The following is a 25,740-nucleotide window of genomic DNA, read 5'->3' as shown; positions in this document are numbered from 1 at the left end:
GATTCACTCACTGGCTGCCTTCCTGCAAACCAAAATCCATAGAGTAATTTGTTAATCATAGGCCGAAGCCGTTCTAGGTTTGCGTTGCGTTTGAGGAGGTAAATTGACCGCTATCCTGCAGTGATGTTGCCAGAGTTACGCGCGCGTAAAGTAAGGTAAATAACTGAGTGGTTATATTAGGGACGTAAGCGGTCAGGAATGGCGGTGAGCGGTTGGGCAAGAATTATTCGCCGGGCTAATATGTGATTGAGATCACGAATTTTTTTGCCTGGATAGATTTCTCGTTTGCGCCTCAATAATTGCCAGATGCGCCATGCTTATCTGGCCTGGATAGATTCTGCAATGTATTGAATTTGTAAGATTTACCAGACCGGATAAGCCATTAACGTCAAATCCTTATCAGGGATTTAATGTGGTGAAGGTGGCTGGTGCGCCAGGGCAATTAACGTTTCGCTGCGAGAGGGGGAAAGGGGTTCTCGCGGTTGCGGTAATGGCCAGCCGTACAACCATCGAGCGGTAGCGGCGCAGGTTCTCCCCTGACAGGCTCCCATGCCGCAGCGGGTCGTTAATTTGGCCTGCAGCCAGCTTTGTGCTTGCTCTACATCGCTACAGCGAATGTCTTCGCAGCGGCAAAGCAGCGTTTCTGGTGTCGCAACGCGCTTGAGACTTTCGGGCAGGGCAAAGGTTTTATGAAGTGCAAGGGCGAAGCGCTGCCACCCGGCACGTTTTTGTTGCAGAAACCTGGTTTCATGGGCGCGATCGGCCGCACAAAGTCCGGCTATCTCACCTTCTATCAGTGCCAGTTCACTGCCACCAAATCCAGTACATTCACCGGCTGCATAGATGTTTTTAACCGAGGTTCGCTGAAGTTCATCCACCTGCACGGCATCATTGCTGATGACACAATTGAAGAACAACCCTGGTTCAAGATTAGGCACCAGACCATAGCCAATAGCCAATTTGTCGCATGGCAGTGTGATTTCCCTACCATTGTGTCGGAGGGTGACAGCACGCAATGTGGCGTCGCCGTGAGCAGCGATAACCTGGCTTGCACTGAGATAACGACGAGGAAATAGTGTCGCCAGTTGGCGCAGCTTACCCGGCCAACGCCATAGCCCGAGGCCAAAGCGCAATAGCGCTGCGCGTGGGGCTTGTTCCACAATCGCCACCACTTCGCCTCCGGCACGGCGAACGGTGTCAGCAACGGCCAGTAATAGTGGCCCGCTTCCGGCAATAACCACTTTTTGATTCGCCATGTGCAGCCCCTGTTTCACTTGTGCCTGTAACCCACCCGCGCCACTGACACCGGGCAGCGTCCAGCCTGGAAACGGTAATGCAAGTTCACGAGCACCGCAGCAGAGAATCAGCTTATTCCAGCTTACTGTGCCGTAGTCTTCTGCAGTTTCGAACAGTACACAATTTTCGCTGCGGCGGGCGATTAACCTCGCTCCGTTGAGCACACGAATCCGCGATTCGTTGGCAACGGCATCGCGGTAATGGCGGGCCAGTGGAGGAAGCTGACTTTGTGGGCCATCGCGCCAGATTTGACCGCCAGGACGCGGATTATCATCAAGAATGATGACCTGCTTATCGCACTTTGCTGCGGCCAGAGCAGCTGATAGCCCCGCCGGACCTGCACCGAGAATTAAAATGTCACACTGTAAGGTCTGCATATCCGCTCCTTTCAATCTGCATGTCTGGCTGGCAAAGGGTCTGACAACCTGGTACCCGACGACCATTAACGCTCACCCGACACTCCTGGCAAACTCCCATGCCGCAGAAGGGTGTACGTGGTTGCCCGCTCACCGAAAGGCGCGTAATGGGGTTATTAGTTAAGGCCAGTGCCGCCGCTACGCTAATACCCGTCGGGACAAACCAGGGCTGTCCGGCAATAAAAACTCGAATGGTGCCACTCATGCGCTGGCCTCCAGGGAGATAAGTCTGGCGGGTAGCCAGGGGGCAGGAGATACGAGGCTACGTTCACCCAGCAACTGTGCGGCTAACAGCGACGCGCTGGCGGGGGCAGTGGTCACGCCAAGCCCTTCATGACCAAGAGCCAGCCAGACGCCAGCACGGGAAGGATGCGGACCGAGAAGGGGATTGCCATCCTGCGAGGCGGCGCGAAAACCGCTCCAGCAACGAATAATATTGAGCGTTGCCAGAGACGGCAGAAAGTGTTGCGCTCTGGACAGCATCGCGGCCAGGAGTGGAAGGTCCAGTTCGCGATCCAGGTTATCGAACTGACGCGAAGAGCCAACCAGCAGTTGGCCGGTGGGACGAGGCTGCACATTAAAGGCCACTGACGTGCCGCCGCCGTGAGCACTGGCGCCGTAGCCAAGTTCAACCAGTTGGTGATTGACCAGTGGACCATAGCGATCAGTAATCGCCAGTTGGCCTTTCTTCGCGCGCAGCCATGGCTCCCCCAGTAACGTATTGGCCCCCAGACCACTGGCGATGACGATCGCGTCGGCGCGTAATTGGCGACCGCTCTGTAATGTCACTGTTGGTTCTTCCAGACGAATGGCGGGATCAACCAGATGTGTCAGCTTATCGCCCGCATTGGCAATAAACCAACGGGCAACGTTTGGGGCATAGACGATGCCATCGCCCGGCACCCATAACCCGCCGGATAGCCCCGGGCGTAGCATAACTTCTCGCTCGGCCAATTGTGCGGTGCTTTGCATTTCGCTGTTTACTTTCTGCGATGCCAGACGTCGCTGCTTCTCTCGGGCAATTTCCAGTTCTTCTGGTGTTTCCGCCAGCCACAATGTGCCACAGCCGCGCCAGGCACAGCTTTGTGGTAACTGAGGCGTCAACGTGCGCCACAATTCCAGCGACCAGGCAGAGAGCGTAAGTTCTGCGGGATCATCATCCATACAGACCAGATGCCCCATTCCTGCAGCTGTAGCTCCGGCTCGGCCGTCGTCAATTAACGTGACTCTCACCCCTCGTTTTGCCAGTTGCCATGCGCAGGCGGCCCCGATGATGCCTGCGCCGATGACAATGACCTCCGTGCTGTTCACAGGCTAATCCCCCAGCAGAAGGGATCGTCCGGATTAAGGAGCAGGCGATTGTCGCCGCATACCCAGGCTTCTCCACGAATGGTGGGGATAATCTTCTCGCCATGGCGGGTATAGTGAGCCGTAAACTGGCTACCAATAATACTGGCCTGGCGCCAGATATCGCCGGGGGCGAGTTTTCCGTCCTCTGCCAGACAGGCCAACTTGGCGCTGGTGCCTGTGCCACAGGGAGAACGATCCCACGCTTTGCCAGGGCAAAGGACGAAGCTACGGCTATCCGCCTGATCGTCATCGGCAAAAAGTTCGATATGATCGATAATGCCACCATTTTCACCGACGATACCCGCATTATCGAGTCCTTCCCGTACCGCCCAGGCGTATTCAGTTAACTGCGGGATTTGTTCCGGCACAATATCAAATGGATGATCATTAATAAGAAAAAACCAGTTGCCACCCCAGGCGATATCACCTGTAACTGTACCCACCGCCGTTTCCACACTTACCTGTTTTTGCCAGCGCCAGGCCGGAACGTTTTCAACTGACACACTGCCATCGTCATGCAATGTGGCGTTTACATCTCCAACAGGGGTTTCAATGCGATGAACGCCTGGTTTAATACGATCTAACCAGGCCAGTGAAGCAACAAGCCCGATAGTGCCGTGCCCACACATATTCAGGTATCCAGCATTATTGAAAAAGATGACACCTGCCGTGGCATGAGGGGAAACCGGCTCACACAGTAGCGCGCCGACCAGCACGTCGTTGCCGCGTGGCTCAAGAATTATGGCTTTGCGCCAACTGTCAAATTCCCGGGCAAAACGTTCGCGCCGTTCGGCCATGCTGCCGCTACCGAGATCGGGAAAGCCATCAATAATCAACCGGGTCGGCTCGCCTCCGGTATGGGAGTCGATAGCCCTGAGTTCAGTGATTTGGTGAGGAACATGCATGCTTTGGCTCCATGTGGTTAACGAAATGTTTCTAAATGCTGGCGTAATTGCAACTTTATCGCTTGAAGGGTTTCTGCAAGGGAAATGACGAAATCAGCACAGTGAATTATTTTGCGACACCAGGAGCTGTCATACTTTTTTAATATTAATCATCTTGTTAGTGATGTGTTAGACCAAGAACAAGCGTTCGTCAGTAGTGAGAGCAACGGAAAGTGGAAATACACGGAAGGATCGCAAAATGCGCTTTCAGTACTTGTTATGTTAACTAAAGGTTAATAAACATTCATCCTCAATCGCTATGAGGAACAGCTATGTCCAGCATATGTCATCAGACTATTGAGTTTTCCCCTTGTGAAGAAACTGCGCTGGCCGTTGATGAACTTAGTCAAATTTGCGAGGGGCTGGCGCGGCAGCGTCCACAAAATATTCAGGCATTGTTAAATGCACTGGCACTGATTGCGCCACTTCTTAACGCCATTCCTAATGTGGTGTTTTTTATTAAGGATGTGCAGGCCCGTTATCTGTTAGTCAATATGACGTTGGCGCGACGCTGCGGGTTTAAAAACGTGACATCGCTACTGGGGAAGACATCGGCAGATGTTTTCCCTTCTGCACTGGGACGAGGATATACCGAACAGGATCTGCGTGTGCTACGCGAAGGGGTTGCGTTACGTGATCAACTGGAGATGCATCTCTATAACGGGCGCGAACGCGGCTGGTGCCTGACGCAGAAACTGGCACTGCGCGATATGCAGGGGCGTGTGATTGGAATGGCGGGGATCTCACATGATCTCCAGGAAGCACATGCGCGTCATCCTGCCTGGCAACGTCTGGCGATCATCGATGAGCACATTCGCAATCACTACCACCGCGCGATCTCTATGGAAGAGTTGACTGAAATGAGCGGAATGTCTGTGGCGCAAATTGAACGCTACTGTAAGCGGATTTTTCACCTGACTCCTCGCCAGATGATCCACAAAGTTCGACTGGAAAAGGCCACTGAGTTGCTTGCAGGAAATACGCCGATTACCGATATCGCTTTGCAGTGCGGTTATACCGACCACAGTGCGTTCAGCCGTCAATTTAAGGCGATGACAGGCTCAACACCGCGTGATTTTCGGATGACGTTGGTCGGGTAGCACGACAAATCGCAACCGGGCATTGTGCTAATTTCGTCATCCTGGGGAAAGAAAATCGACAAGCCGCCAGCGCAAGGAGAGGTCAATCTGTTAATGAGGATTCACTTTTAATTCACATTAACGCAACAGGTTGACAATAAGGAAACCAAAGATGAGCAATAAAGCGATTAACTGGAGTGGCGTTTTTCCGGCGGTTAGCACTCAGTTCCGTAGTGATTACTCACTTGATTTGGATGCCACCCATGCGGTGATGAAAAACCTGGTTAAAGACGGGGTTTCTGGCCTGGTAGTGTGCGGTAGCGTAGGAGAAAACACGTCACTTACCACTCAGGAAAAACTGCAAATCATCGAAGTCGCGAAAGATGCTGCTGGCGGAAAAATTCCGGTGATTGCCGGGGTTGCTGAGTTCACCACCGCCTTTGCCCGGACGATGGCAAAAGAGGCCGAGAAGGTCGGTGTTGATGGCGTTATGGTGATGCCTGCTTTGGTTTACTCGTCTAAGCCTCATGAAACTGCAGCGCACTTCCGCAGTGTGGCAATGGCGACCGACCTGCCGATCATGGTCTATAACAACCCACCGATTTATAAAAACGATGTCACCCCTGATATCCTGGAAACACTCGCTGATTGCGAAAATATTGTCTGCTTTAAAGATTCCTCTGGTGATACTCGTCGTTTTATCGATCTTCGCAATGCGGTAGGAGATCGCTTTGTGCTGTTTGCAGGGCTGGACGATGTCGTGGTTGAGAGCATTGCGGTGGGCGCTGAAGGCTGGATTTCCGGGATGTCAAACGCCTTCCCACGCGAAGGTGAGACGTTGTTCCGTTTGGCAAAACAACAGCGTTTTGACGAGGCTATGGCGCTGTATCGCTGGTTTATGCCGCTGCTGCATCTCGATGCGCGCCCTGACCTGGTGCAGTGTATCAAGCTGTGCGAAGCCCTGTTGGGGCGTGGCAGTGAGGTTACTCGCCCGCCGCGTCTGGCGCTGGAAGGTGAAACGCGTGCCCAGGTTGTGGCGATAGTTGAGAAAGCGCTGGCGACTCGCCCTGCGCTGCCGGACGTGGGCCTTTGAGGTGGGGAGAGACTATGACTGAAACTTTCCCTTTCACCGGGCAACAGTTCATCGCCGGGCAACGTGTTGCCAGCGGTGAACCGTCGCTGGTCAGCCTGCGAGCGCAGGATGGCGAACCTACCGGGCAACGTTTTTACCCGGCCTCCGTGGAGGAGGCCGCGCAGGCGGCTATTGCGGCGCAGCAGGCTTTTGTGCGCTATTCACAGACCAGTGCCGGGCAACGTGCCGATTTTTTAGAAACCATCGCCGATGAACTTGATGCGGCAGGCGACGAACTGTTCGCTACGGCACATCAGGAGACGGCGTTACCCCTGGCGCGTTTACAGGGAGAGCGGGCAAGAACCAGCGGGCAGATGCGCATGTTTGCCGGGTTATTACGTCGGGGCGATCTGTTTGAGGTAAGAATTGATACTGCGTTGCCAGAGCGTCAGCCTTTGCCTCGACCGGATTTGCGCCAGTATAAAACGGCTCTCGGGCCGGTGGCGGTATTTGGTGCCAGCAACTTTCCACTCGCTTTTTCTACCGCCGGTGGTGATACAGCAGCGGCACTGGCTGCAGGATGCCCGGTAGTTGTGAAAGCGCATCCTGGGCATATGGCAACGGCAGAAATTATCGCGTCAGCGATCGCTCGTGCCGTGACTAAATGCGCCATGCCCGCAGGCGTATTCAATATGATTTTCGGTACTGATATCGGTGCTGAACTGGTGAAACATCCCGCAATTCAGGCGGTGGGTTTTACCGGCTCATTACGTGGTGGCATGGCACTCTTTCGTTTGGCTCAACAGCGTCCACAGCCGATACCGGTTTTTGCCGAAATGTCGGCTCTCAATCCCTTTTTCATTCTGCCGCAGGCGCTATCAGTACGTGCCGATACGCTGGCCCGCGATTTAGTCGCGTCGTTCACGCTGGGATGTGGACAGTTCTGCACTAAACCAGGCTTGGTTGTGTTGCTGAAGGGGGAGAAAAACGCGGACTTTTTGCAGCAACTGGTTGAGAAAGTGAATGCCGCCTCACCGCAACTCATGCTGAACGCCTCCACGCTTGAGCACTATCGCCACAGCGTAGAGAAACTGGCAGGACATCCGACAATTCAGTGTTTGGCGGGGGACGATAATCATCAGACCGGACGTGCAGAGGCTCGTCTCTATCAGGCTCAGGTGGCAAGCGTACTTGAAAAAGATCCTCTGTTGCAGGAGGAAGTGTTCGGGCCGCTCGCGATTGTGGTTGAAGCCGCTGATGAAGCGGAGTTGTTGCAGGTGATTAACGCTCTGCAAGGGCAACTTACTGCCACACTTCAGGCGGATGAGGATGACCGGCAACTGGCTGGTCGTTTATTGCCGTTGTTGGCTGATAAAGCCGGACGCGTATTGTTCAATGGCTATCCCACCGGCGTCGAGGTTTGCGATGCCATGGTACACGGTGGTCCGTTCCCGGCAACCACCGACGCGCGCGGCACGTCCGTAGGCACGCTGTCCATTACTCGTTTTCTGCGCCCGGTATGCCTGCAAAATGTACCTGCTGCTCTATTACCGCCTGCGTTGCAGGACAGTAATCCATTAAACCTGCTGCGCCTGGTTAACGGCCAGTGGACCCGGGAAGCCATTTCCTCCTTGTTGACTCATTGAAGGGCATCACTATGACAATTCCTTCTACCCAAAGCACGCAAACCGTCGTTGTTGAGTCGGGGAAGTTTAAAAAGCAGTTAACGCTCACCGACTTGACCTTTATTGGTCTGGGGGCGATTTTTGGTTCTGGCTGGCTGTTTGCTGCCAGCCATGTCGCATCGATCGCTGGCCCAGCCGGGATTGCTTCCTGGGTTATTGGCGGTTTTGCGGTGTTGCTACTGGGGATTATTTACTGCGAACTGGGGGCGGCGCTTCCCCGCGCGGGCGGTATTATTCGTTACCCGGTATTTTCGCACGGCGAATTGATGGGCTATCTGCTGGGCTTTATTACCCTGATTGCCTTCTCCAGCCTGATCTCCATTGAGATTGTAGCCGCACGGCAATATGCTGCCGCCTGGTTTCCGGCGCTGACGCAGACGGGGAGCAGTGACCCGACGCTGTTAGGCTGGGTGGTGCAGTTCTTACTGTTGTGCTTCTTTTTTGCCCTGAACTACTACAGTGTCAAAACGTTCGCCCGCTCGAACAATTTTATTAGTGTGCTGAAGTTTCTGGTGCCGTTGCTGGTGGTAATAACGTTATTTGCCTTCTTCAAACCGGAGAATCTGCATATACAGGGTATGGCTCCATTTGGTATGTCAGGAGTGGAAGCGGCAATTAGCGCGGGTGGGATTATCTTCGCTTACCTTGGGCTGACACCGATTATCTCCGTTGCCAGCGAGGCGCAAAATCCGCAACGTACCATCCCATTTGCGCTGATCCTCTCGGTAATTCTCTCGACCATCATCTACGTTCTGTTGCAGGTCGCCTTTTTGGGTAGTATTCCTACTGAATCGCTAAGTGGGGGTTGGGCGGAGATCAGTAAGAACTATTCGCTGCCGTATCGTGATATCGCCATTACCCTTGGGATGGGCTGGCTGGCATTTATGGTGGTATGTGATGCTATTGTGTCTCCCAGCGGCACTGGCAATATTTACATGAATGCGACACCGCGCGTGATCTATGGCTGGGCGAAGGCGGGAACATTCTTTAAAACCTTTACTCATATCGATAAGGAGTCAGGTATTCCACGTCCGGCACTGTGGCTGACGTTTGGTTTATCTATCTTCTGGACGCTGCCGTTCCCGTCGTGGGAGCAATTGATTAGCGTGGTTTCTGCGGCTCTGGTACTGAGCTACGCCATCGCGCCGGTTACAGCTGCCGGGCTGCGTCGTAATGCACCAGATATGCCGCGCCCGTTCCGCGTTCGTGGTTTTGCGGTGCTCGGCCCACTCTCTTTTATGATTTCCGCGCTGATTGTTTTTTGGTCTGGTTGGGGAACGCTTTCCTGGCTGCTGGGGCTACAAATCGTAATGTTTGTGGTTTACGTGGTTTGTAAGTCGAAAGTGCCTGTTCAGCATGTCAGCCTGGCGCAGCAGATTAAATCTTCATTGTGGCTTATTGCCTTCTATGCCCTGATTATGCTGTTTTCCTGGTTGGGTAGTTTTGGCGGTAGCGGCATTATAGGTCACCCGTGGGATACTATCGTCGTCGCGCTGATGTCGTTGGGAATTTATTACTGGGGCGCATACACCTGCCTTCCTCGGGCGAACTTTAACGGGGATGAAGAAGAATAAAGGAGTAGAAAATGGATAGAGTAATCCTCTCATTATCAGAGGCTTACGCACTAGCCTATCATGCGCTCATCAGTAACGGATTTAGTGAGCAACATGCGGTGGTGATTGCGAAAAACGTTACCGCCGGGGAGCGCGACGGCTGTGCCTCGCACGGTTTATGGCGACTGCTGGGGATTGTTGACACGCTGCGAAAAGGGAAAGTCTCTGCCGATGCTCTGCCGACAGTGGAATCTCAGGCTCCGGCAATCGTTAAGGCCAATGCCAAAGGTGGCTATTCGCTGTTGGCTTATCAGCAGGCACTGCCGTTACTGATCGAGAAAACGCGTCAGTGCGGGATTGCAGCACTGGCGATTAATCATTGTGTTCACTACTCCGCCTTATTTGCGGATGTTGAACCGCTGACTGAAGTCGGACTGGTGGCGCTGGCGACCACGCCAAGCCATGCCTGGGTTGCGCCGAAAGGGGGGCGCAAACCTCTATTTGGTACTAACCCAATCGCGTTTGGTTGGCCGCGCGACAAGCAGCCGCCATTTATTTTTGATATGGCGACCAGTGCGGCGGCACGCGGGGAGATTCAGTTACATCAGCGAGCCGGGAAATCACTTCCTGAAGGTTGGGGGATCGACAGCAATGGCAACGCCACCACCGATCCACAAGCTGTGCTGGACGGAGCAATGTTAACCTTCGGCGGTCATAAAGGTTCGGCACTGGCAGCGATGGTGGAGCTGATTGCGGGGCCACTGATTGGCGATATGACCAGTGCTGAGTCTCTTGCGTGGGATAATGGTGCAGGTGGTTTGCCATATGGTGGAGAGTTGATCCTGGCACTCGATCCGCAGCGTTTTCTTGGTGAGGATGCCGGGAGGCATCTGGCAAGGGCGGAAACACTGTTTAGTCAGATGCAGGCACAGGGCGCGCGCCTGCCGGGAGAACGTCGCTACCTGGCACGATTGCGCAGTGAGCAACAGGGTGTAGAGATCAGCCAATCACTCTATGACGATATTCGATCCTTAAGTAGCTGATAGATACTAAAGGATATACATACAATTAATGGCGGGAAGGATCCCGCCATCTGCGCTATCAAAACAACGTATCCAGCTCTGCCAGTACGTTGTAGTCGTCATCAGTCAATAACAACGTTTTCCATTTGTCGAAGGTCAGGCACGGATGGGAAGTGCCAAACACCAGAATATCCCCCACCTGCACGTCGCTATTAGCTGACAATTGCAACATGCAGTGCTGATCCATAATGCCGACACTGCGAATAGCCTCAGGATCAAATGCCAGTGGCTGGCCGTTGCGATAGTGGGCGACTGGTTGCGGCAGTCCGGCGTCGAAGGCGCAATCACGCTTACCAAAATTAACCACTGCACGATCGGCCTCTGGCACCGATTGCACCATGGCGACCAGTTCCAGTGCAGATGTGAGATCGCCTGCCAGATCGCAAGCCACGGGATCACGGGCGATCAATTGCTGTTGCGCGATGTCGTAGATCCCTGCGTCATGGGTGATGTAGCAGCCTGGGCGAATGACGATTCGGCAGTTAGTCGGTTTTTCTGCCGCCAGCCAGATATTGCACACCACGTCATACCAGACCGTGCCTGCTCCGGTGAGAATAAACTCGCCATCAACCAGACTTGCCATATCACAAGCCAGTTGTGCGGCATCCTGCAGCAGAGCTTCTACCTGCGGCTGTGGATCGTCACCGTGTAAAACCCCTTCATATAACTCCAGCCCGCGCAGACGTAGCCCTGGTAATTGGGCCGCTTGTTTAGCCAGTGCCAGTGCGGCATCCGTTGAGCGGCAACCACAGCGCCCGCCGGGAACCCCCAGCTCAATCATCACGTTCAGCGTCTGTTGCTGGCTGGCAAAAAAGACAGACAAAGCGCGGGCGTTCTCAATGCTGTCGATACAGCAGATAAAATCGACTTTCGGGTAATGCCGTTGCAACTGGGCAATCAACTGCATATTCGCCTTGCCGACCAACTGGTTAACCATCAGCACACGCTGAATACCGCTCGCCATTGCCGCACCAGCCTGCCACGCGCTACCGACACCAATTGCCCAGGCACCAGCCGCCTGCTGCGCCTGAAAAATCCACGGCGTCATGGTGGTTTTACCGTGCGGTGCCAGCGAAACGCCGCGCGCGTCAGCATAGCGTTGCATCCACATAATGTTGTTCTCCAGAGCCTGCTTTTTAATGATCGCGGTAGGTAAACAAACATCTTCGGCAAGGATATTTGCGGGCATTTGCATCAGAGCAGATTTATGGGGAACCAGAGGTTCTGAGTGGTATTTCATAACATTTACCTTTTGAGTTTTTCACCGTATCGGATGCGAGTATCATTTGTAACTAAATGAAATATAGGCATTTAGTTTATTTATCTTATGATTTGTGAATAAAAGTATCAGAAAATCATCTGGGTTTTGCGTAGTTTTCCACTGTTTTTCATCCTTGTAAATGGTTAACTTATCACCATTGCAGAAATGGAGTGACGAACATGCAGGTTGACTGGTTATTCAAAAATGTGACGGTTATCGACGGCAGCGGCGGCCCTGAATTTCGCGGTGACGTGGCAATAACAGGTGATCGGATTGTCAATATAGCCCCTGCGCTTAACGTTACGGCGCAGCAGGTCATTGACGGTGAAGGACGGGTGCTGGCACCAGGGTTTATCGACGTTCATACCCATGACGATATCAACGTTATTCGCATCCCGGAATATCTGCCAAAAATCAGCCAGGGGATCACCACCGTGATTGTCGGCAACTGCGGGATCAGTGCAGCGTCGGCGAAAATGAAAGGCGAAGTCCCTGACCCGATGAATCTGTTGGGGGAAGCGGAGCACTTTATTTATCCCACCGTTGAAAGCTATGCCCAGGCAGTGGAAGCAGCCAGACCGTCACTGAACGTAGGCACGCTGATTGGTCATACGGCGCTGCGTAATAATCATATGGACGACCTGTTTCGCCCGGCGACGGCGGATGAAATTGCCGCTATGCGTGCCGACTTACGTCTGGCGTTGAGTCAGGGAGCGCTGGGGTTAAGTTCCGGACTGGCTTATGCCACGGCATTTCAGGCGACTACCGAAGAGGTAATGGCGCTGGCGGAAGAATTAGCCGGTGAGAAGGGGGTTTATACCACTCATCTGCGTTCTGAATTCGAACCGATTCTGGATGCGCTGGATGAGGCGTTTCGTATTGGGCGTCATGGCAAAGTGCCTGTTGTGGTTTCCCACCATAAATGCGCCGGGGCGAAAAACTGGGGGCGGACAAAAGAAACGTTGGCTTTTTTTGACCAAATGCGTCAACACCAGGAAATTGGCTGCGATGTCTACCCTTACTCAGCCAGCTCTTCAACGCTGGATCTCAAACAAGTCACCGACGAATTCGATATTGTGATCACCTGGTCACAAACACATCCGCAGCAGGCCGGGAAAACACTGGCACAAATCGCCACCGACTGGCAGATGAGTATGCTGGAGGCCGCGAAGCTGCTAATGCCTGCCGGGGCTATCTACTACAACATGGACGAGCGCGACGTCCGCCGAGTGTTGAGTTATCCGGTCAGTATGATTGGCTCTGACGGCCTGCCTAATGATCCCATGCCGCATCCGCGTTTATGGGGCGCTTTCCCTCGTGTGCTGGGTCACTATTGTCGTGATGAAGGCTTATTCCCGCTGACCACGGCTATCCACAAAATGACCGGGCTTTCTGCCAGCCGTTTTTGTCTGCCCCAGCGTGGACTGGTAAAAGTCGGCTATTTTGCGGACCTGGTGTTGTTCGATCCGCAAACCATTCGTGATGTTGCCAGTTTTTCTGATCCCAAACGCCCGGCAGAGGGCATTGAAGCGGTGATGGTAAATGGTGTTATGAGCTATGGTCGCGATAAACGCATTACAGGCCGTGCGGGCCGTTTCCTGCGCCGCCAGACCTCACATTAAGGAGTGAATATGAGCATTAAACGTTACGGTACGGAAGGTGGAACAGGCACTGGTGGGCAGCATTTGCCGTTTGCCAGGGCGGTTGAGGCGGGCGGCTGGCTGTACGTCTCCGGGCAAACACCCATGAAAAACGGTGAAGTGGTAGAAGGCGGTATCGTTGAACAGTCACGACTGGCGATCCAAAACTGTGTCGACATCATGACTGAAGCCGGTTATAGCCTGGCGGATGTGGTTCACGTGAAAGTGATCCTGACTGACGCCCGCTATTTCCAGTCCTTTAATAAAGTATTCAGAGAATTTTTTGGCGAGAATCCGCCTGCACGTATTTGTTGTGTGGCTGATCTGGTTGTCGATTGTAAAGTCGAAGTCGATGTGACCTGTTATAACGCGACCCGCTAATAAATTTAAGAATTAAAAAAACAGACCGCAATTGAGTGCTGAATACATTCAGCACTCCGGGGACTCTTACATTATTTTCTCTCTACTGGCAGGATGTGAATTATGAACAGTCATATCTTTTTAGTCGGCTTTATTATTTATGCCATCGCCATGATTTGGCTTGGTTGGTTTGTTTCTCGTAATCAGAAAAGCGGAGAAGATTTTCTGCTGGGCGGGCGTTCGCTGCCGCTGTTTCTGACGCTGGGCTCAACCGTTGCCACGATGGTCGGCACGGGTTCCAGTATGGGCGCAGTGGGCTTTGGCTACAGTAATGGCTGGGCCGGAATGCTTTATGGCGTCGGTGGAGCCGTAGGTATATTGCTGGTGGCGTGGCTGTTTGCTCCGGTACGTAAATTACGTTTTATGACCATGAGTGAAGAACTCTCTTATTATACTGGCGGGAGTCATTTAATTAAAAATATTGTCGGTCTGATGATATTTATTGCCTCTATTGGCTGGCTGGGCGCGCATATTTTAGGTGGCAGTATGTATCTTGCCTGGGCAACAGGTATTGATCTTACTGTAGCAAAATTAATTATCGCCTTAGCTTTTGCGATTTACGTTATTATCGGCGGTTATTCGGCGGTAGTGTGGACAGACACCATTCAGGCCTTAATTTTGTTCTTTGGTTTTATTTTGATGGCTATTCTTGCCGTTGTTCACGTAGGCGGCTGGAGTGCGATTGAACAGGCGATGGACCCAAAAGCGATGAGCCTGTTTGCGATTGATAAAATGGGCGTGTTACCTGCGCTTTCGCTGGCGCTGGTTATTGGCGTAGGTGTGCTGGCAACACCGTCTTATCGCCAGCGTATTTACTCGGGTAAAGATGTTCCCTCTGTACGCCGTTCGTTTGTTATTACTGGCGTGTTGTATCTGTTCTTCTCAATTCTGCCTGCCATTATCGGCATGGCGGCGTTCACCATGAACCCGAATCTGGAAAACAGTAACTATGCCTTCTTGTTCGCCACCAGTTTTCTGCCGCCATTGCTTGGCCTGGTGGTACTGATTGCCGGGCTTTCTGCCACCATGTCTTCCGCCAGCTCTGATGCCATCGCTGCGGTGGCGATTATGATGCGCGACGTCTACACCATGGTTACCGGCAGAATGCCGCCGGAGAACAAGGCAATCACTTACTCACGCTGGATGCTGACCTTTGTTATTGGCCTGGCGCTGGTCTTTGCTCTGACCTCTAATGACATCATCAGCTACATTACCAAAATGATTTCGATGCTGATGTCCGGGCTGTTTATCTGCTCGATTCTCGGTCGCTTCTGGCTACGCTTTAACTGGCAGGGCGCGCTGGCGGCGTTAGTGAGCGGTATGGTGATGTCAATTGTGGTGCTGATGAATGCCGACTGGCTGGCTTACTGGGGTAACCCGTGTATTCCGTCAGTGCTGGGAAGCCTGGTCGCTGGCGTACTGGTGACGCTGGTAACGCCAGCAAGCGAGATCAGCCGGGAAGAAGCTCTGGCTATTATCACCAATGAGCGTGAAAACCAGAGTGTCGTGATCACCAAACCTGAAGAGGCATAACCAATAGTGCTAATCGCCAAGTGGCTGGCGGTTAGCGCCACCCCGATGGCTGTCTAGTGCCAGTTTTATCCGCCGCAGGCGATCTTTCGCCTGCGCTTTATTTGCCATAGCCAGCTCTGTTGCCAGCACATCGATCATCGCGAGCATGGCGTAACGGGAAGGGGTGGGCTTAAAAATGTAATCACTTTCCTGAACCAGCAACGGCAATACCAGATCCACCTGTTCTGCCAGTGGTGTTTGTGCAGGCGTAATGGCGATAACTCGCGCGCCGTACTGACGGGCGATAGCGGCACTTTCGATGATTTCCGGTGTATAACCGCCCAGCGATAGCACAATCACCACATCCTGCGGCATAACCGCAGAGCACATCATTCTCATCATGAGTGAGTCGTTCTGACTGACCACTGGCAATCCCAGGCGGAACAGACGGTACTGGATCTCCTGCGAGCAGATGGTAGAACCGCCGCCCGTTCCCAATGCAAGAATTTGCCGCGCCTGGCTTAACCAACTGACCGCCTGGCTGATGGCGTTCATATCCAACGAGCGACGATGCGTTTCCAGCACGCTGATAATTGATTCGTAGATCCCCTGAACACCGTCAAGATCCGGTACATCGAGAATAAACCGCTGCCCGATAGCCAGTGACTGCGCCAGTTTGACTTTCAGTTCGCGGACATCTTTGCAACCCAATGCACGGGCAAAACGTGTCACCGACGCCTGGCTGGTTTGTGTTAACCGCGCCAGCTCAGCAATTGGCAGTTCCACGGCTGCGGAGACGTCATCAAGAATAAATTGTGCGATACGCTTTTCAGTGGCGGTTAACGCCATAAACCGTTCGGTAATGCAGGAGATGATATCGATGCTATAAGCCATGGGAGTATCACTGATTCAGTAAAAACTGGTACTTTGTACCATAAAAATTGCTCCAGAGTGTGACCCTCATAAAAAATGTAAGTACGCAGCGACAAAAAAACGCTCAACACCGCTCCAGATCATAAAGTTTTCTACCACCAGGCCGACAACCTGAGTATCAGGTCTGGAGGGAAGAGAAACCATGTTTAAACGTATTAAGATCGTGACCAGCTTATTGCTGGTTTTGGCCGTTTTTGGCCTTTTACAACTGACATCAGGCGGTTTGTTCTTTAATGCCTTAAAAAATGACAAAGAAAATTTCTCCGTTTTACAAACCATTCGTCAGCAGCAATCCACGCTGAATGGCAGCTGGGTCGCGTTGTTGCAGACACGTAACACTCTCAACCGCGCGGGTATCCGCTACATGATGGATCAGAACAATATTGGCAGCGGTTCAACCGTCGCCGAGCTGATGCAGAGTGCCAGTATTTCGCTGAAGCAAGCGGAAAAAAACTGGGCGGACTACGAAGCGTTGCCGCGTGACCCGCGTCAGAGCACAGCCGCAGCGGCGGAAATCAAACGTAATTACGATATTTACCACAATGCGCTGGCGGAGCTGATCCAGCTGTTAGGCGCAGGCAAAATCAATGAGTTCTTTGATCAGCCAACTCAGGGATATCAGGACGGTTTCGAGAAGCTGTATATGGCTTATATGGAGCAAAACGATCGTCTCTACGATATTGCCGTCAGCGATAATAATGCTTCCTACAACCAGGCGATGTGGGTGCTGGTGGGTGTGTTGATCGTCGTGTTAGCCGTCATTGTGTCCGTCTGGTTTGGTATTAAAGCCTCGCTGGTAGCACCAATGAATCGCCTGATCGAAAGCATTTGTCATATTGCTGGCGGGGATTTGGTAAAACCCATTGAGGTGGATGGTTCTAACGAAGTAGGACAACTGGCTCAGAGTTTGCGCCATATGCAAAGTGAACTGATGCGTACTGTCGGAGATGTACGTAACGGTGCTAATGCCATTTATAGCGGTGTCAGCGAAATTGCCACGGGTAATAACGATCTCTCATCACGTACTGAGCAGCAAGCGGCTTCACTGGAAGAGACGGCGGCCAGCATGGAGCAACTGACTGCAACGGTGAAACAGAACGCCGAGAACGCGCGTCAGGCCAGTCATCTGGCGTTAAGTGCTTCTGAAACCGCGCAACGTGGTGGCAAGGTAGTGGATAACGTGGTACAGACGATGCGCGATATCTCCACCAGTTCGCAGAAGATTGCCGATATTATCAGCGTTATCGATGGTATTGCCTTCCAGACCAATATTCTGGCTTTGAACGCGGCGGTTGAAGCGGCGCGCGCGGGCGAGCAAGGGCGTGGTTTTGCGGTAGTTGCGGGGGAAGTGCGTAACCTGGCGCAGCGTAGCGCCCAGGCGGCCCGTGAAATTAAAAGCTTGATTGAAGACTCCGTAAGTAAAGTGGATGTCGGATCTACGCAGGTCGAAAGTGCCGGGGAAACCATGACAGAGATTGTCAGCGCCGTAACACGCGTTACTGACATTATGGGAGAAATCGCTTCAGCCTCTGATGAGCAAAGCCGTGGCATTGATCAGGTTGGTTTAGCGGTTGTCGAAATGGATAGGGTAACGCAACAGAACGCCGCGTTAGTGGAAGAGTCTGCTGCCGCTGCCGCCGCGCTGGAAGAGCAGGCCAGCCGTCTGACCGAAGCCGTAGCGGTGTTCCGTATACAGCAAACGCAACAGCGTCAGTATGAAGCTTTGCCAGTGGTAAACGCAGCGTTGCCGGTTGTGTCGCGCAAAATTGCCGTCGCTGATAGCGGGGATAACTGGGAAACGTTTTAATCGCCATGAAAAATGCCCGATAAGCGATGACTTATCGGGCAAGGGAAAATTACTCTTTATGTGGATCGCTAATTGGCTGATGCACCATGAAGATGTACGCCAGCGCACCTGCCGCTGTGACACAACCGCAGATAATCAATGCCAGGCGAAACGAGTTGGTGGTATCAACAATGAAACCGGTAACAACTGGCGCGAAAGAGGCGCAGATGAAGCTGGCAAAGTTCTGGATACTACCCACCGTCGCAGCCATGCGAGAAGCTACTGCTACGTGGACCAGCCCCCAGCCGGATGTTCCGGCAAAGTGCAGGAAGAACAGCGCCATGCCAATCAGTAGAACCGCTGTCATGGGCGTTGTCGCTTGCGGTACTACCAGAGTAAAGGAGGCTGAACAGAACATCCCAGTAACAATACATATCTTACGATTCTTAATCGGATCCATCCCTCTTTTTACCAGCCAGTCGGTCGCATATCCGTTGAGCAGCATCCCTGTTCCCCCAAACATAAAAGGTATTGCCGCCATCAAACCGGTGCTTTTTAAATCCAGGTGATAGACTGTTTGCAGGTAACCTGGCAACCAGGCAATGTACAGCCACCCTGCATAGTTCATACCGCTGAAACCGAGCATCATTCCCCACATTGTGCGGTTACGAAACAGGCTGCGCCATTCGGCAAAATTGAGTGGATCGCGGCGGGTATTGACGCTACCGCTGTTAAGATAGGTTTGTTCAACGGCGGTCAGTGTTATCTGCTCGCGGTTGCGATAGAGCATAAACCAGGCGATGGCGAGAAAAATGCCCAGTGTGCCAATGGAAATAAACATTCCACGCCAGCCGATGGCCAGCATCATCGCTGCCAGAATCGGTGGGCTTAAGGCAATGCCAAGGACGGAGGCTGCGTTGAAAAAGCCCATAGGACGCCCACGCTCTTTGATGTTGAACCAGTCGTTAATGACTTTGACACCACACGGGTTCATCGGTGCTTCACCGAGTCCCATACCAATACGTACCAGCACAAACTGTGTGAAGTTGTGTACCAGGCCAGACATTGACTGGAACAGCGACCAGACGATCATCCCCAGCCCAAGTATCAGTCGGGGGCCTTTACGGTCCAGCAGCACGCCGCTGGGCAATTGCCCAATCCCGTAAGAGAGCGAAAACACAGAGAGCAACGCACCAATTTCGGTGGCGTTTAACCCCAGTTCTTGACGAATAGTTAAATTCGCAACTGACAGCGAGCTGCGATCAAGAAAGTTTATTACCGCTGCAACAAATAACAAAAACATGGCGATGGTTCTGATGCGTTTAATTCTGGGGCTGCATTGAACTAATTTCTCTGGCTGCTCAGGTATATCTTCCGATAACGAACTAAACGAAGAGCGTGGTGCGAGGTTAATATTTCCTTTTTTCACGCCGGACTCCTGTGTTTATATTTAATCGTTTGCGTAATAATATATTGCGCAAGGTTGATATTAATGGCAGATGAAAGCTTTAGGCTTTCACTACCGCTCACAAAAATATTTATAGTCGACTGATTGTGAGAATAAGTAAGCGGGAATTTTGCTGTGTTTATATTTTGATAAAACCGTGCACAAGCTAATGGTTTGCTGTTTTTAATCTGTACTTAATGAGGGAACCGTTTGTTCTTATTGATGGAGCGAATCATCGATTGTTTGGCTGAATTTAAATGGCTACGTAGTGTGATAATGGCATCCAGATTGCTGCGACATATCAAAGCGCATAGAATGGTCATATGTTCATCTATAGCAATAATATTGCGCTGCTTGAGATCGCTTTCATCCCATTGCAGATGAAAATGAAAGATAACTGAGATTATTTCAAACGAGTGGTCAAAAAAGATATTCTCGGTCGCTGAAAGAAGTAGGGCGTGAAAATCTCTGTCCAGTTGTGAGAACATGCGAAAGCTGCTGCCGATGTTGTCCCGTAGCGTCCGGTGACGTTCGAGCATGGTTTTTGCCTCCAACCAGCGTGGATCATTATCAGGCAGGTTGAGAAAATGCTTAATTGAGTGCGTTTCAAGCATTTCACGCAGTTCAAAAAGCTGTTCGGCGTAGGACTGGTCGAATTGCTTCATGCTCCACTGGCCGCGTTTTTCACTTTGAATAAAGTTATAACACCATAATTTTGAAATATATTTCCTTGCTGTCATTGAGCTAACTCCCGCCGCTCGTGCCAGTTGTAGCTCAGAAAAAGTTTCCCCAAGGAGTAACTGACGCTGATTTATCATCGTAAAAAAAAACTGCTCAAATACTTTATTTTGTTCATTCATCAAAGTAGTAGTAGAGGCAAATCCGTCGTTATGATCAGGTTTACGCGCGATGACGTATTCGTTTCCTGACAGGATAATGACACCGCATTGGTGTAAATGGCTAAGAATATGACGCACCGTAGTTCGACTGACACTGTACATTTCCGCCAGTGCGCTTTGCGAAGGGAGTGGGGAAGGGATATACCCACGTGCCATATCATCAATGAACTGGTTAATCACATTGTAGCGTAAATTTTTCGAACGACTCATATTTTCCTCCTTGTCGCGCCATTAAAACCCGATTTAAAACATTTTTATGTGTGTGTTTTCACAAAATGGATTTTACGTTGCGCAGGTGTTTTTTATTTTTATAAATATCTAAGAAAATGAAAAAATGGAGAGCGGAATCATGTCTAAGATAAATATATTAATTTGTCAGAAACCAAAGGAGTTAGTCTGGAAACAACGTGAAATGCCTATTCCTGGTAACGAAGAAGCATTAATAAAAATTAAGTCTGTCGGGATTTGTGGTACCGATATTCATGCCTGGGGTGGAAATCAACCATTTTTTAGTTATCCACGCGTTTTAGGCCATGAAATATGTGGGGAGATTGTTGGGATGGGAAAAAATATTGCTGATCTTAAAAATGGTCAGCAAGTTGCGGTTATCCCTTATGTTGCGTGTCAGGAATGCCCTGCGTGTAAAAGTGGTCGCACCAATTGCTGTGAGAAAATTTCGGTCATTGGCGTGCATCAGGATGGCGGTTTTTGTGAGTATTTGAGCGTGCCGGAGGCGAACATTTTGCCTGCCGATGGTATTGATCCGCAGGCGGCAGCGTTGATTGAACCTTTCGCTATTAGCGCTCATGCGGTTCGTCGCGCAGCAATTGCGCCTGGTGAGCAGGTGCTGGTGGTCGGGGCGGGACCAATTGGTCTGGGCGCGGCAGCAATCGCTAAAGCCGATGGTGCACAGGTGGTGGTGGCGGATACCAGTCCGGCGCGGCGTGAGCATGTGGCAACGCGTCTGGAGTTACCCGTGCTGGACCCGTCAGCTGAGGATTTTGACGCGCAGCTGCGAGCGCAGTTTGGTGGTTCGCTGGCGCAGAAAGTGATCGACGCGACAGGTAATCAACATGCGATGAATAACACCGTGAATCTGATTCGTCACGGCGGCACGGTGGTCTTTGTCGGTCTGTTTAAAGGCGAGTTGCAGTTCTCCGATCCGGAATTCCATAAAAAAGAAACGACGATGATGGGTAGCCGAAATGCCACGCCGGAAGATTTTGCGAAAGTCGGGCGGCTGATGGCGGAAGGGAAAATTACTGCCGACATGATGTTAACCCATCGCTATCCGTTCGCCACGCTGGCAGAAATCTATGAGCGCGATGTGATTAACAATCGTGAGTTGATTAAGGGCGTAATTACTTTCTGATAATCGAGTTGCCATGCAGCGCCCGGGGAAATGTTGGGCGCTGTTTTTTCTGTTTTCAATAATGTTTTGTAGGTCGGAGAAGGCGTTTTCGTCGCATCCGGCATTATGTACTCAATGTTGGATGCGACGCTTGCGCGTCTTATCTAACCTACAAATCAGTCAGTGATTACCCTTCACGCGCCACCACTTTGATTTCCACCATACCAATGCCGAGCTTACGCGGCGAATGGCCGAGAATATTCCCTTCGTTGGTTGAGACAGGTTCTGGCGGAACAATTACCAGCGTGTCGGCATCGGTTGGGTTCTCGAAATGCAGCGTGGTGGTGGTCACTTCATTGTCCAGCACGATGGTTTGTTCTTCGTTGCCTACGCGTACCGGAATGGGACGGCTGGCGTTATTACCGTATGCTTTGGCGGTGATCACCAGGTCAAATTTCTTCGGCAGAGGATGTTTGTACTCGATTTTCACTTCATCGCCCAGCTGCGCGTTGGACCAGCGTCCCCACGACTCCGGACGGGAAATCCCGCTAAACTGTTTCACTTCTTCCGGTGCACCTGCGACGTTAAAAATGAAACTGTCGGCTTTGTAGCGAATATCGTTATCGACAATCTTCAGCGTATCGACATTGCCTTTGTAGCGTTCCATATCGATGACGGTATCTTTAAATACGGTTTTGCCCTTCCACGTCGTTTTATCAACATGTTGAACAATTTGCTGACCACCAAGCTGCCCCTGGGAAACACACCAGTCAGTGGAGAGAGCCAACTCTGGCGCCCATAGCTGCGCCATCTTGTAGCAGCGATCAACCCAGACGAAATTGTCGCGCGGCGCGAAATCGGCCAACTGGAAACGAAGTGGTGCAGAATATTCACTTTCTGGCAGTGGTTCCACACGTTTATCCGACACGCGTAACAGCAGCGGCAGACGGAAATGGGTACCCGAGAAGGCGATCATGTTTTTATTCTGATCGATGGTGAACTCTTTCATCTCGGTGGGGAATTTCCACAGACGAATGATATCGGGCTTCCACGCCAGCACTTTCTCTTTAATGTTGAGGAACACTTCCGACATGGATTGACCAGAGAGGCTACTACGCCCAAGGCCGATAAAGTTATCGCCACCAAGAATATCCAGCACTGTAGCGCCGTTGTCCATGGTGTTGCGCTTCACCGCCAGCGTCTCTTGCTGTGGCTTGTCGCCACGAATGACGAAAAACAGGTTGTTACGATCCTGTTTATTAAGGTATTTCCACGCCGTGTTGTTCATCGCTAAATGGTCAGATGAGACGACGATGACGGTATCTTTAAACCACGGTGACGCTTTGATTTTATTGATAAACGTCGCGATGTTCTCCTGGCTGCAACTTACCGCACTGAATGACTGATTCGGCTTACCGTCAAAATCATATTTTTTGCGGTTGCAGGTGCGAGAGATAAAACCATCCGGGTGATGGGTATCGACCGTCAGAGTAAACAGTGAGAATCGCTGACCAGAGCGGGAAAGCTCTTCAAACTTTTTCCACGCTTCATCCAGCACGGTATCGTCGTAGAATCCCCAGTCGTTGCGATAATGCGGATCCGCCACCACACTTTTCAGCTCTTCTGCACCATACAAATGGTCGAAGCCGTGTGATTTCAGGAACACATCTTTACCCGCAAAACGCAGGTTAGCCCCTTGCACAAAATAGTTCTGATAACCTGAGTTTTTCAGGATATCGCCAAGACAGATGTTCTGCGGGAAGAAGCTGGAAACCGAGGCAGAGGCGTTACCTTCAAACGGAGCAAACAGTGGAATCCCGCACTGAGACGCCACCATGCCCGCGATAGTGTAATCCGTTCCTGGTAGTTGCTGAGTATGACTGAAATCCAGCCCTTCATTTTTCAGTGCGCCCAGTTCGGGAGTGAGGTCCGGAAAAGCGTCGTTATCAAAATAGGTCCGCTCCAGACTCTCACCATAGATATAAACCAGGTTAAGTTTGGGGGCAGGGATGGTTTTCGACGGTTCTTTATAATAAGCAGCAAAGTCAGGATCGCCGTCGCGTGACTGGGATTTTACCAGCTCCGTTATCTGGCGAAACGCCGGGCTGGCGTCCACAGAACCCAGCGCCAGTAAGAGTGCCAGCAGGCTGTAGCCAAAATGGTGAGGATGATGACGGCGTCGGCGTAGGATCCAGCCCAGCGCGCCGAAAACTACCGCCAGTGCCAGCACGATACCCACTCCCGGCAGGATATACTTGCTGACGCCAGCACCGGTCAGGCTGTTAGTTAAGGTATAGAGCACCGCGTCGTTAATGCCGTCGCCAGTAAAATAGTCACTGGCAAACAGGGTAATGTTTAAAACGACAAATAACCCCAGTACCGTTAACGTGGCGGCAAACCACCAGGTGTTACGTCCCGCTTTCCATGCGTAGATCAGCACAGAGGCGAGAAATAGGGCGAAAGAGAATAGTTCTGACAACGGGCGATCCTCACTAAAACAGGCCGGTTAGCCGATGTTTAAGATTTTTTGAGAAACACAATGTAATGGTGCTGCCATATAGCTGCAATTCTAGTGTCAAAAAAATGCGATGTTGTTAGGAATTAGTTTATAAACAGACTTTTTTGCGCAAGAAAGCTTCCCGTGTAACAGAGGGAAAGACGTCCAGAAACAGGGAAAAGAGCGGGGAAGGGCCGCGTTAGTTTGTTAATAGCTAAAACGCGGCGTTATGCGGATCAGGAAATAAAGTTCAGACCTTGCTTTAACACCAGATCGCAGGCTTTGGTTTTTACCTTTTCAGCCAGAGGCGTCGTACCGATGTTATCCAGGTTAAGCTGCTGACCATCTTTGGTTTTTAGCAAACCCTGAATGCCATCCAGATAGTTGGTATCTTCTTTCTGTTCTTCGCTGTTCAGGCCCAGCTTCTCCAGGACCTGATTTTTGATGTTTTCCGCGTCGGTAACTGAAGCCAGTTTTTGCTTCGCGCAGTATTGCAAAATGCCTGCGGCATTGTTCATGTTGTCTGCGCTTAACGCTTGGTTGCCACTACCAAGCAGGTTAGTTAATGAGGCGAGCGACCAACCGCCTTCCTGTGTGGTGCTGTTTTGGTTGCCAAGTTCGCTGGCGGCGCTGGAAAGCGCATCTTTCCAGGACGCGGCATGCACCCCGGTGGAAATTAATGCGCTGGTGGCAATTGCACAGCACAGAAGGTGTTTAATAGTTTTCATCATCATTACTCAAGGTGGAATTGTGTCGCAGTATAGCGCCGGAAAGGAGGATTAATACTCTTTACCCGTTACCCGGCTACGATAGCTTTCCCAGTTAAAAATAACCCACAGACTGTTACCCAGTCGCATACGATCCATAACGCGTTCGCCCAGTAACTTGGTCATCTCGTCCATATTGCTGTTGGTCAGCATCCCGGTCGGGCGTTTGGAAGAAGAGCGGCGATCGACGATCTGGTTGATGATCACTTTTTCGTATTTCGATTCGGTCTGCACGCCGATCTCATCGATCACCAGCAGGTCAACGTTGCTCAGATCGTTAAGCAGTTGTTCTTCGCTGGTACCGCTATTTCTGAAGGTATCTTTCATCGCCGACATAATATCGGCCACGGTGATGATCAATACGGATTTACCGCGTAGCAGCAGTTCGTTGCAGATTGCCGCCGCCAGATGGTTTTTACCAGTTCCCGGCTTGCCAGAAAAGATAAAGCTGGCGATGTTGCCGTCGAACTCTTCGACATACTGGCGCGCTTTGCTCAACGCATTCATCTGCCCTTCGCACTCAACACGATAGTTCTCAAAGGAGCAGTTTTGATGCAGTGGACGAATGCCAGAGCGGTTAAAGGTACGCTGCATTTTCATCGCCCGATTCTCGCGCTCAAGAGCGGCGGCACGGAGCGCCCCTTGTTCTTTCTGCCACGCCAGAAGTTCTTCACCCGTTTTGAAGGCGGGTTTGATATGGGCTGGCATCATTTTTTGCAGACGTTGCATCAGGTCGCCAACGTTTTTCAT

At 51.6% G+C, this 25,740-nt stretch carries 21 protein-coding genes; 10 read left to right on the top strand and 11 right to left on the bottom strand.

Translation table 11 applies throughout. The features are described 5' to 3' along the window. Positions 1 to 407: 407 nt before the first annotated feature. The 4 genes from FEK43_RS05270 to FEK43_RS05255 are packed head-to-tail and all read right to left on the bottom strand — an operon-like array spanning position 408 to position 3,967. Positions 408 to 1,673 carry an FAD/NAD(P)-binding oxidoreductase gene (locus FEK43_RS05270; protein WP_130204728.1) on the bottom strand — a complete coding sequence of 422 codons (1,266 nt, stop codon included), beginning with the start codon at positions 1,671 to 1,673 and terminating at the stop codon, positions 408 to 410. Further along, positions 1,654 to 1,917 (bottom strand): 2Fe-2S iron-sulfur cluster-binding protein, encoded by a 264-nt coding sequence (locus tag FEK43_RS05265; RefSeq protein WP_131161293.1) that lies wholly within the window; start codon positions 1,915 to 1,917, stop codon positions 1,654 to 1,656. The genes FEK43_RS05270 and FEK43_RS05265 overlap by 20 nt, the downstream gene beginning before the upstream one ends. Beyond that, complete coding sequence (locus FEK43_RS05260) at positions 1,914 to 3,023, bottom strand: FAD-dependent oxidoreductase (RefSeq protein WP_130259569.1); 1,110 nt, start codon at positions 3,021 to 3,023, stop codon at positions 1,914 to 1,916. The genes FEK43_RS05265 and FEK43_RS05260 overlap by 4 nt, the downstream gene beginning before the upstream one ends. Next, a complete protein-coding gene (locus FEK43_RS05255; protein WP_130259570.1) occupies positions 3,020 to 3,967 on the bottom strand; it encodes a 4-hydroxyproline epimerase in 948 nt (315 codons plus the stop codon). Before FEK43_RS05255 ends, FEK43_RS05260 begins: the two co-directional genes overlap by 4 nt. A gap of 311 nt (positions 3,968 to 4,278) precedes the next feature. Between FEK43_RS05255 and FEK43_RS05250 the strand changes: the two genes are divergently transcribed. From FEK43_RS05250 to FEK43_RS05230, 5 genes are all read left to right on the top strand, one after another. Next, positions 4,279 to 5,106, top strand: a complete 828-nt coding sequence (locus FEK43_RS05250; protein ID WP_135408828.1) for an AraC family transcriptional regulator — start codon at positions 4,279 to 4,281, stop codon at positions 5,104 to 5,106. A gap of 151 nt (positions 5,107 to 5,257) precedes the next feature. Further along, the gene (locus FEK43_RS05245; RefSeq protein WP_130204736.1) at positions 5,258 to 6,178 is read left to right on the top strand and encodes a dihydrodipicolinate synthase family protein; all 921 of its coding nucleotides are present in this window, start codon (positions 5,258 to 5,260) and stop codon (positions 6,176 to 6,178) included. A gap of 14 nt (positions 6,179 to 6,192) precedes the next feature. Beyond that, a complete protein-coding gene (locus tag FEK43_RS05240; RefSeq protein WP_135408830.1) occupies positions 6,193 to 7,803 on the top strand; it encodes an aldehyde dehydrogenase (NADP(+)) in 1,611 nt (536 codons plus the stop codon). Positions 7,804 to 7,814: 11 nt separating this feature from the next. Further along, entirely contained in the window at positions 7,815 to 9,416 is a 1,602-nt protein-coding gene (locus FEK43_RS05235) for an APC family permease (RefSeq protein ID WP_130259572.1), read from the top strand. 11 nt (positions 9,417 to 9,427) lie between these two features. After that, positions 9,428 to 10,438, top strand: a complete 1,011-nt coding sequence (locus FEK43_RS05230) for an Ldh family oxidoreductase (protein ID WP_135408833.1) — start codon at positions 9,428 to 9,430, stop codon at positions 10,436 to 10,438. 58 nt (positions 10,439 to 10,496) lie between these two features. Here FEK43_RS05230 and FEK43_RS05225 read toward each other — a convergent pair whose 3' ends face one another. Next, positions 10,497 to 11,717 (bottom strand): amino acid deaminase, encoded by a 1,221-nt coding sequence (locus FEK43_RS05225; protein WP_135408835.1) that lies wholly within the window; start codon positions 11,715 to 11,717, stop codon positions 10,497 to 10,499. Between the two features lie 200 nt (positions 11,718 to 11,917). Here FEK43_RS05225 and FEK43_RS05215 point away from each other — a divergent pair, with 200 nt between their 5' ends. The 3 genes from FEK43_RS05215 (at position 11,918) to FEK43_RS05205 (ending at position 15,331) form a co-directional block, all read left to right on the top strand. Beyond that, the gene (locus FEK43_RS05215; protein WP_135408838.1) at positions 11,918 to 13,360 is read left to right on the top strand and encodes a D-aminoacylase; all 1,443 of its coding nucleotides are present in this window, start codon (positions 11,918 to 11,920) and stop codon (positions 13,358 to 13,360) included. Between the two features lie 9 nt (positions 13,361 to 13,369). Beyond that, the gene (locus FEK43_RS05210; protein ID WP_000023754.1) at positions 13,370 to 13,759 is read left to right on the top strand and encodes a RidA family protein; all 390 of its coding nucleotides are present in this window, start codon (positions 13,370 to 13,372) and stop codon (positions 13,757 to 13,759) included. 102 nt (positions 13,760 to 13,861) lie between these two features. Beyond that, positions 13,862 to 15,331: a sodium:solute symporter family protein gene (locus tag FEK43_RS05205; RefSeq protein ID WP_130259575.1), complete on the top strand. Its 1,470-nt coding sequence runs from the start codon at positions 13,862 to 13,864 to the stop codon at positions 15,329 to 15,331. 9 nt (positions 15,332 to 15,340) lie between these two features. Here the strand turns inward: FEK43_RS05205 and FEK43_RS05200 are convergent, their stop codons facing one another. Next, positions 15,341 to 16,204, bottom strand: coding sequence for a MurR/RpiR family transcriptional regulator (locus FEK43_RS05200; RefSeq protein WP_064530245.1), 864 nt, complete (start codon positions 16,202 to 16,204; stop codon positions 15,341 to 15,343). A 181-nt stretch (positions 16,205 to 16,385) separates the two neighbouring features. Between FEK43_RS05200 and tsr the strand changes: the two genes are divergently transcribed. Next, positions 16,386 to 18,050, top strand: coding sequence for a methyl-accepting chemotaxis protein (gene tsr / locus FEK43_RS05195; RefSeq protein ID WP_130204749.1), 1,665 nt, complete (start codon positions 16,386 to 16,388; stop codon positions 18,048 to 18,050). 49 nt (positions 18,051 to 18,099) lie between these two features. On the opposite strand, the gene FEK43_RS05190 is transcribed toward tsr, so the two are convergent. Both FEK43_RS05190 and FEK43_RS05185 read right to left on the bottom strand, forming a co-directional pair. Then, on the bottom strand, positions 18,100 to 19,458 hold the full coding sequence (locus FEK43_RS05190; RefSeq protein WP_135408840.1) for an MFS transporter: 1,359 nt from the start codon (positions 19,456 to 19,458) through the stop codon (positions 18,100 to 18,102). 212 nt (positions 19,459 to 19,670) lie between these two features. Next, positions 19,671 to 20,585 carry a GntR family transcriptional regulator gene (locus FEK43_RS05185; RefSeq protein WP_135408842.1) on the bottom strand — a complete coding sequence of 305 codons (915 nt, stop codon included), beginning with the start codon at positions 20,583 to 20,585 and terminating at the stop codon, positions 19,671 to 19,673. Between the two features lie 139 nt (positions 20,586 to 20,724). Between FEK43_RS05185 and lgoD the strand changes: the two genes are divergently transcribed. Beyond that, complete coding sequence (lgoD, locus tag FEK43_RS05180) at positions 20,725 to 21,747, top strand: L-galactonate oxidoreductase (RefSeq protein WP_138158451.1); 1,023 nt, start codon at positions 20,725 to 20,727, stop codon at positions 21,745 to 21,747. A 166-nt stretch (positions 21,748 to 21,913) separates the two neighbouring features. Here the strand turns inward: lgoD and opgB are convergent, their stop codons facing one another. The 3 genes from opgB to dnaC all read right to left on the bottom strand — a co-directional run bounded on the left by opgB (position 21,914) and on the right by dnaC (position 25,740). Then, on the bottom strand, positions 21,914 to 24,205 hold the full coding sequence (opgB, locus tag FEK43_RS05175) for a phosphatidylglycerol--membrane-oligosaccharide glycerophosphotransferase (protein WP_135408845.1): 2,292 nt from the start codon (positions 24,203 to 24,205) through the stop codon (positions 21,914 to 21,916). 254 nt (positions 24,206 to 24,459) lie between these two features. Further along, entirely contained in the window at positions 24,460 to 24,954 is a 495-nt protein-coding gene (yjjA, locus tag FEK43_RS05170; RefSeq protein WP_135404049.1) for a DUF2501 domain-containing protein YjjA, read from the bottom strand. A gap of 48 nt (positions 24,955 to 25,002) precedes the next feature. Next, a complete protein-coding gene (gene dnaC, locus FEK43_RS05165; protein ID WP_130204755.1) occupies positions 25,003 to 25,740 on the bottom strand; it encodes a DNA replication protein DnaC in 738 nt (245 codons plus the stop codon).

Origin of the sequence: Escherichia sp. E2562 (assembly GCF_005781075.1) — a bacterium.
Lineage (GTDB): Bacteria > Pseudomonadota > Gammaproteobacteria > Enterobacterales > Enterobacteriaceae > Escherichia.
This window is presented reverse-complemented; position numbering and strand designations above follow the sequence as displayed.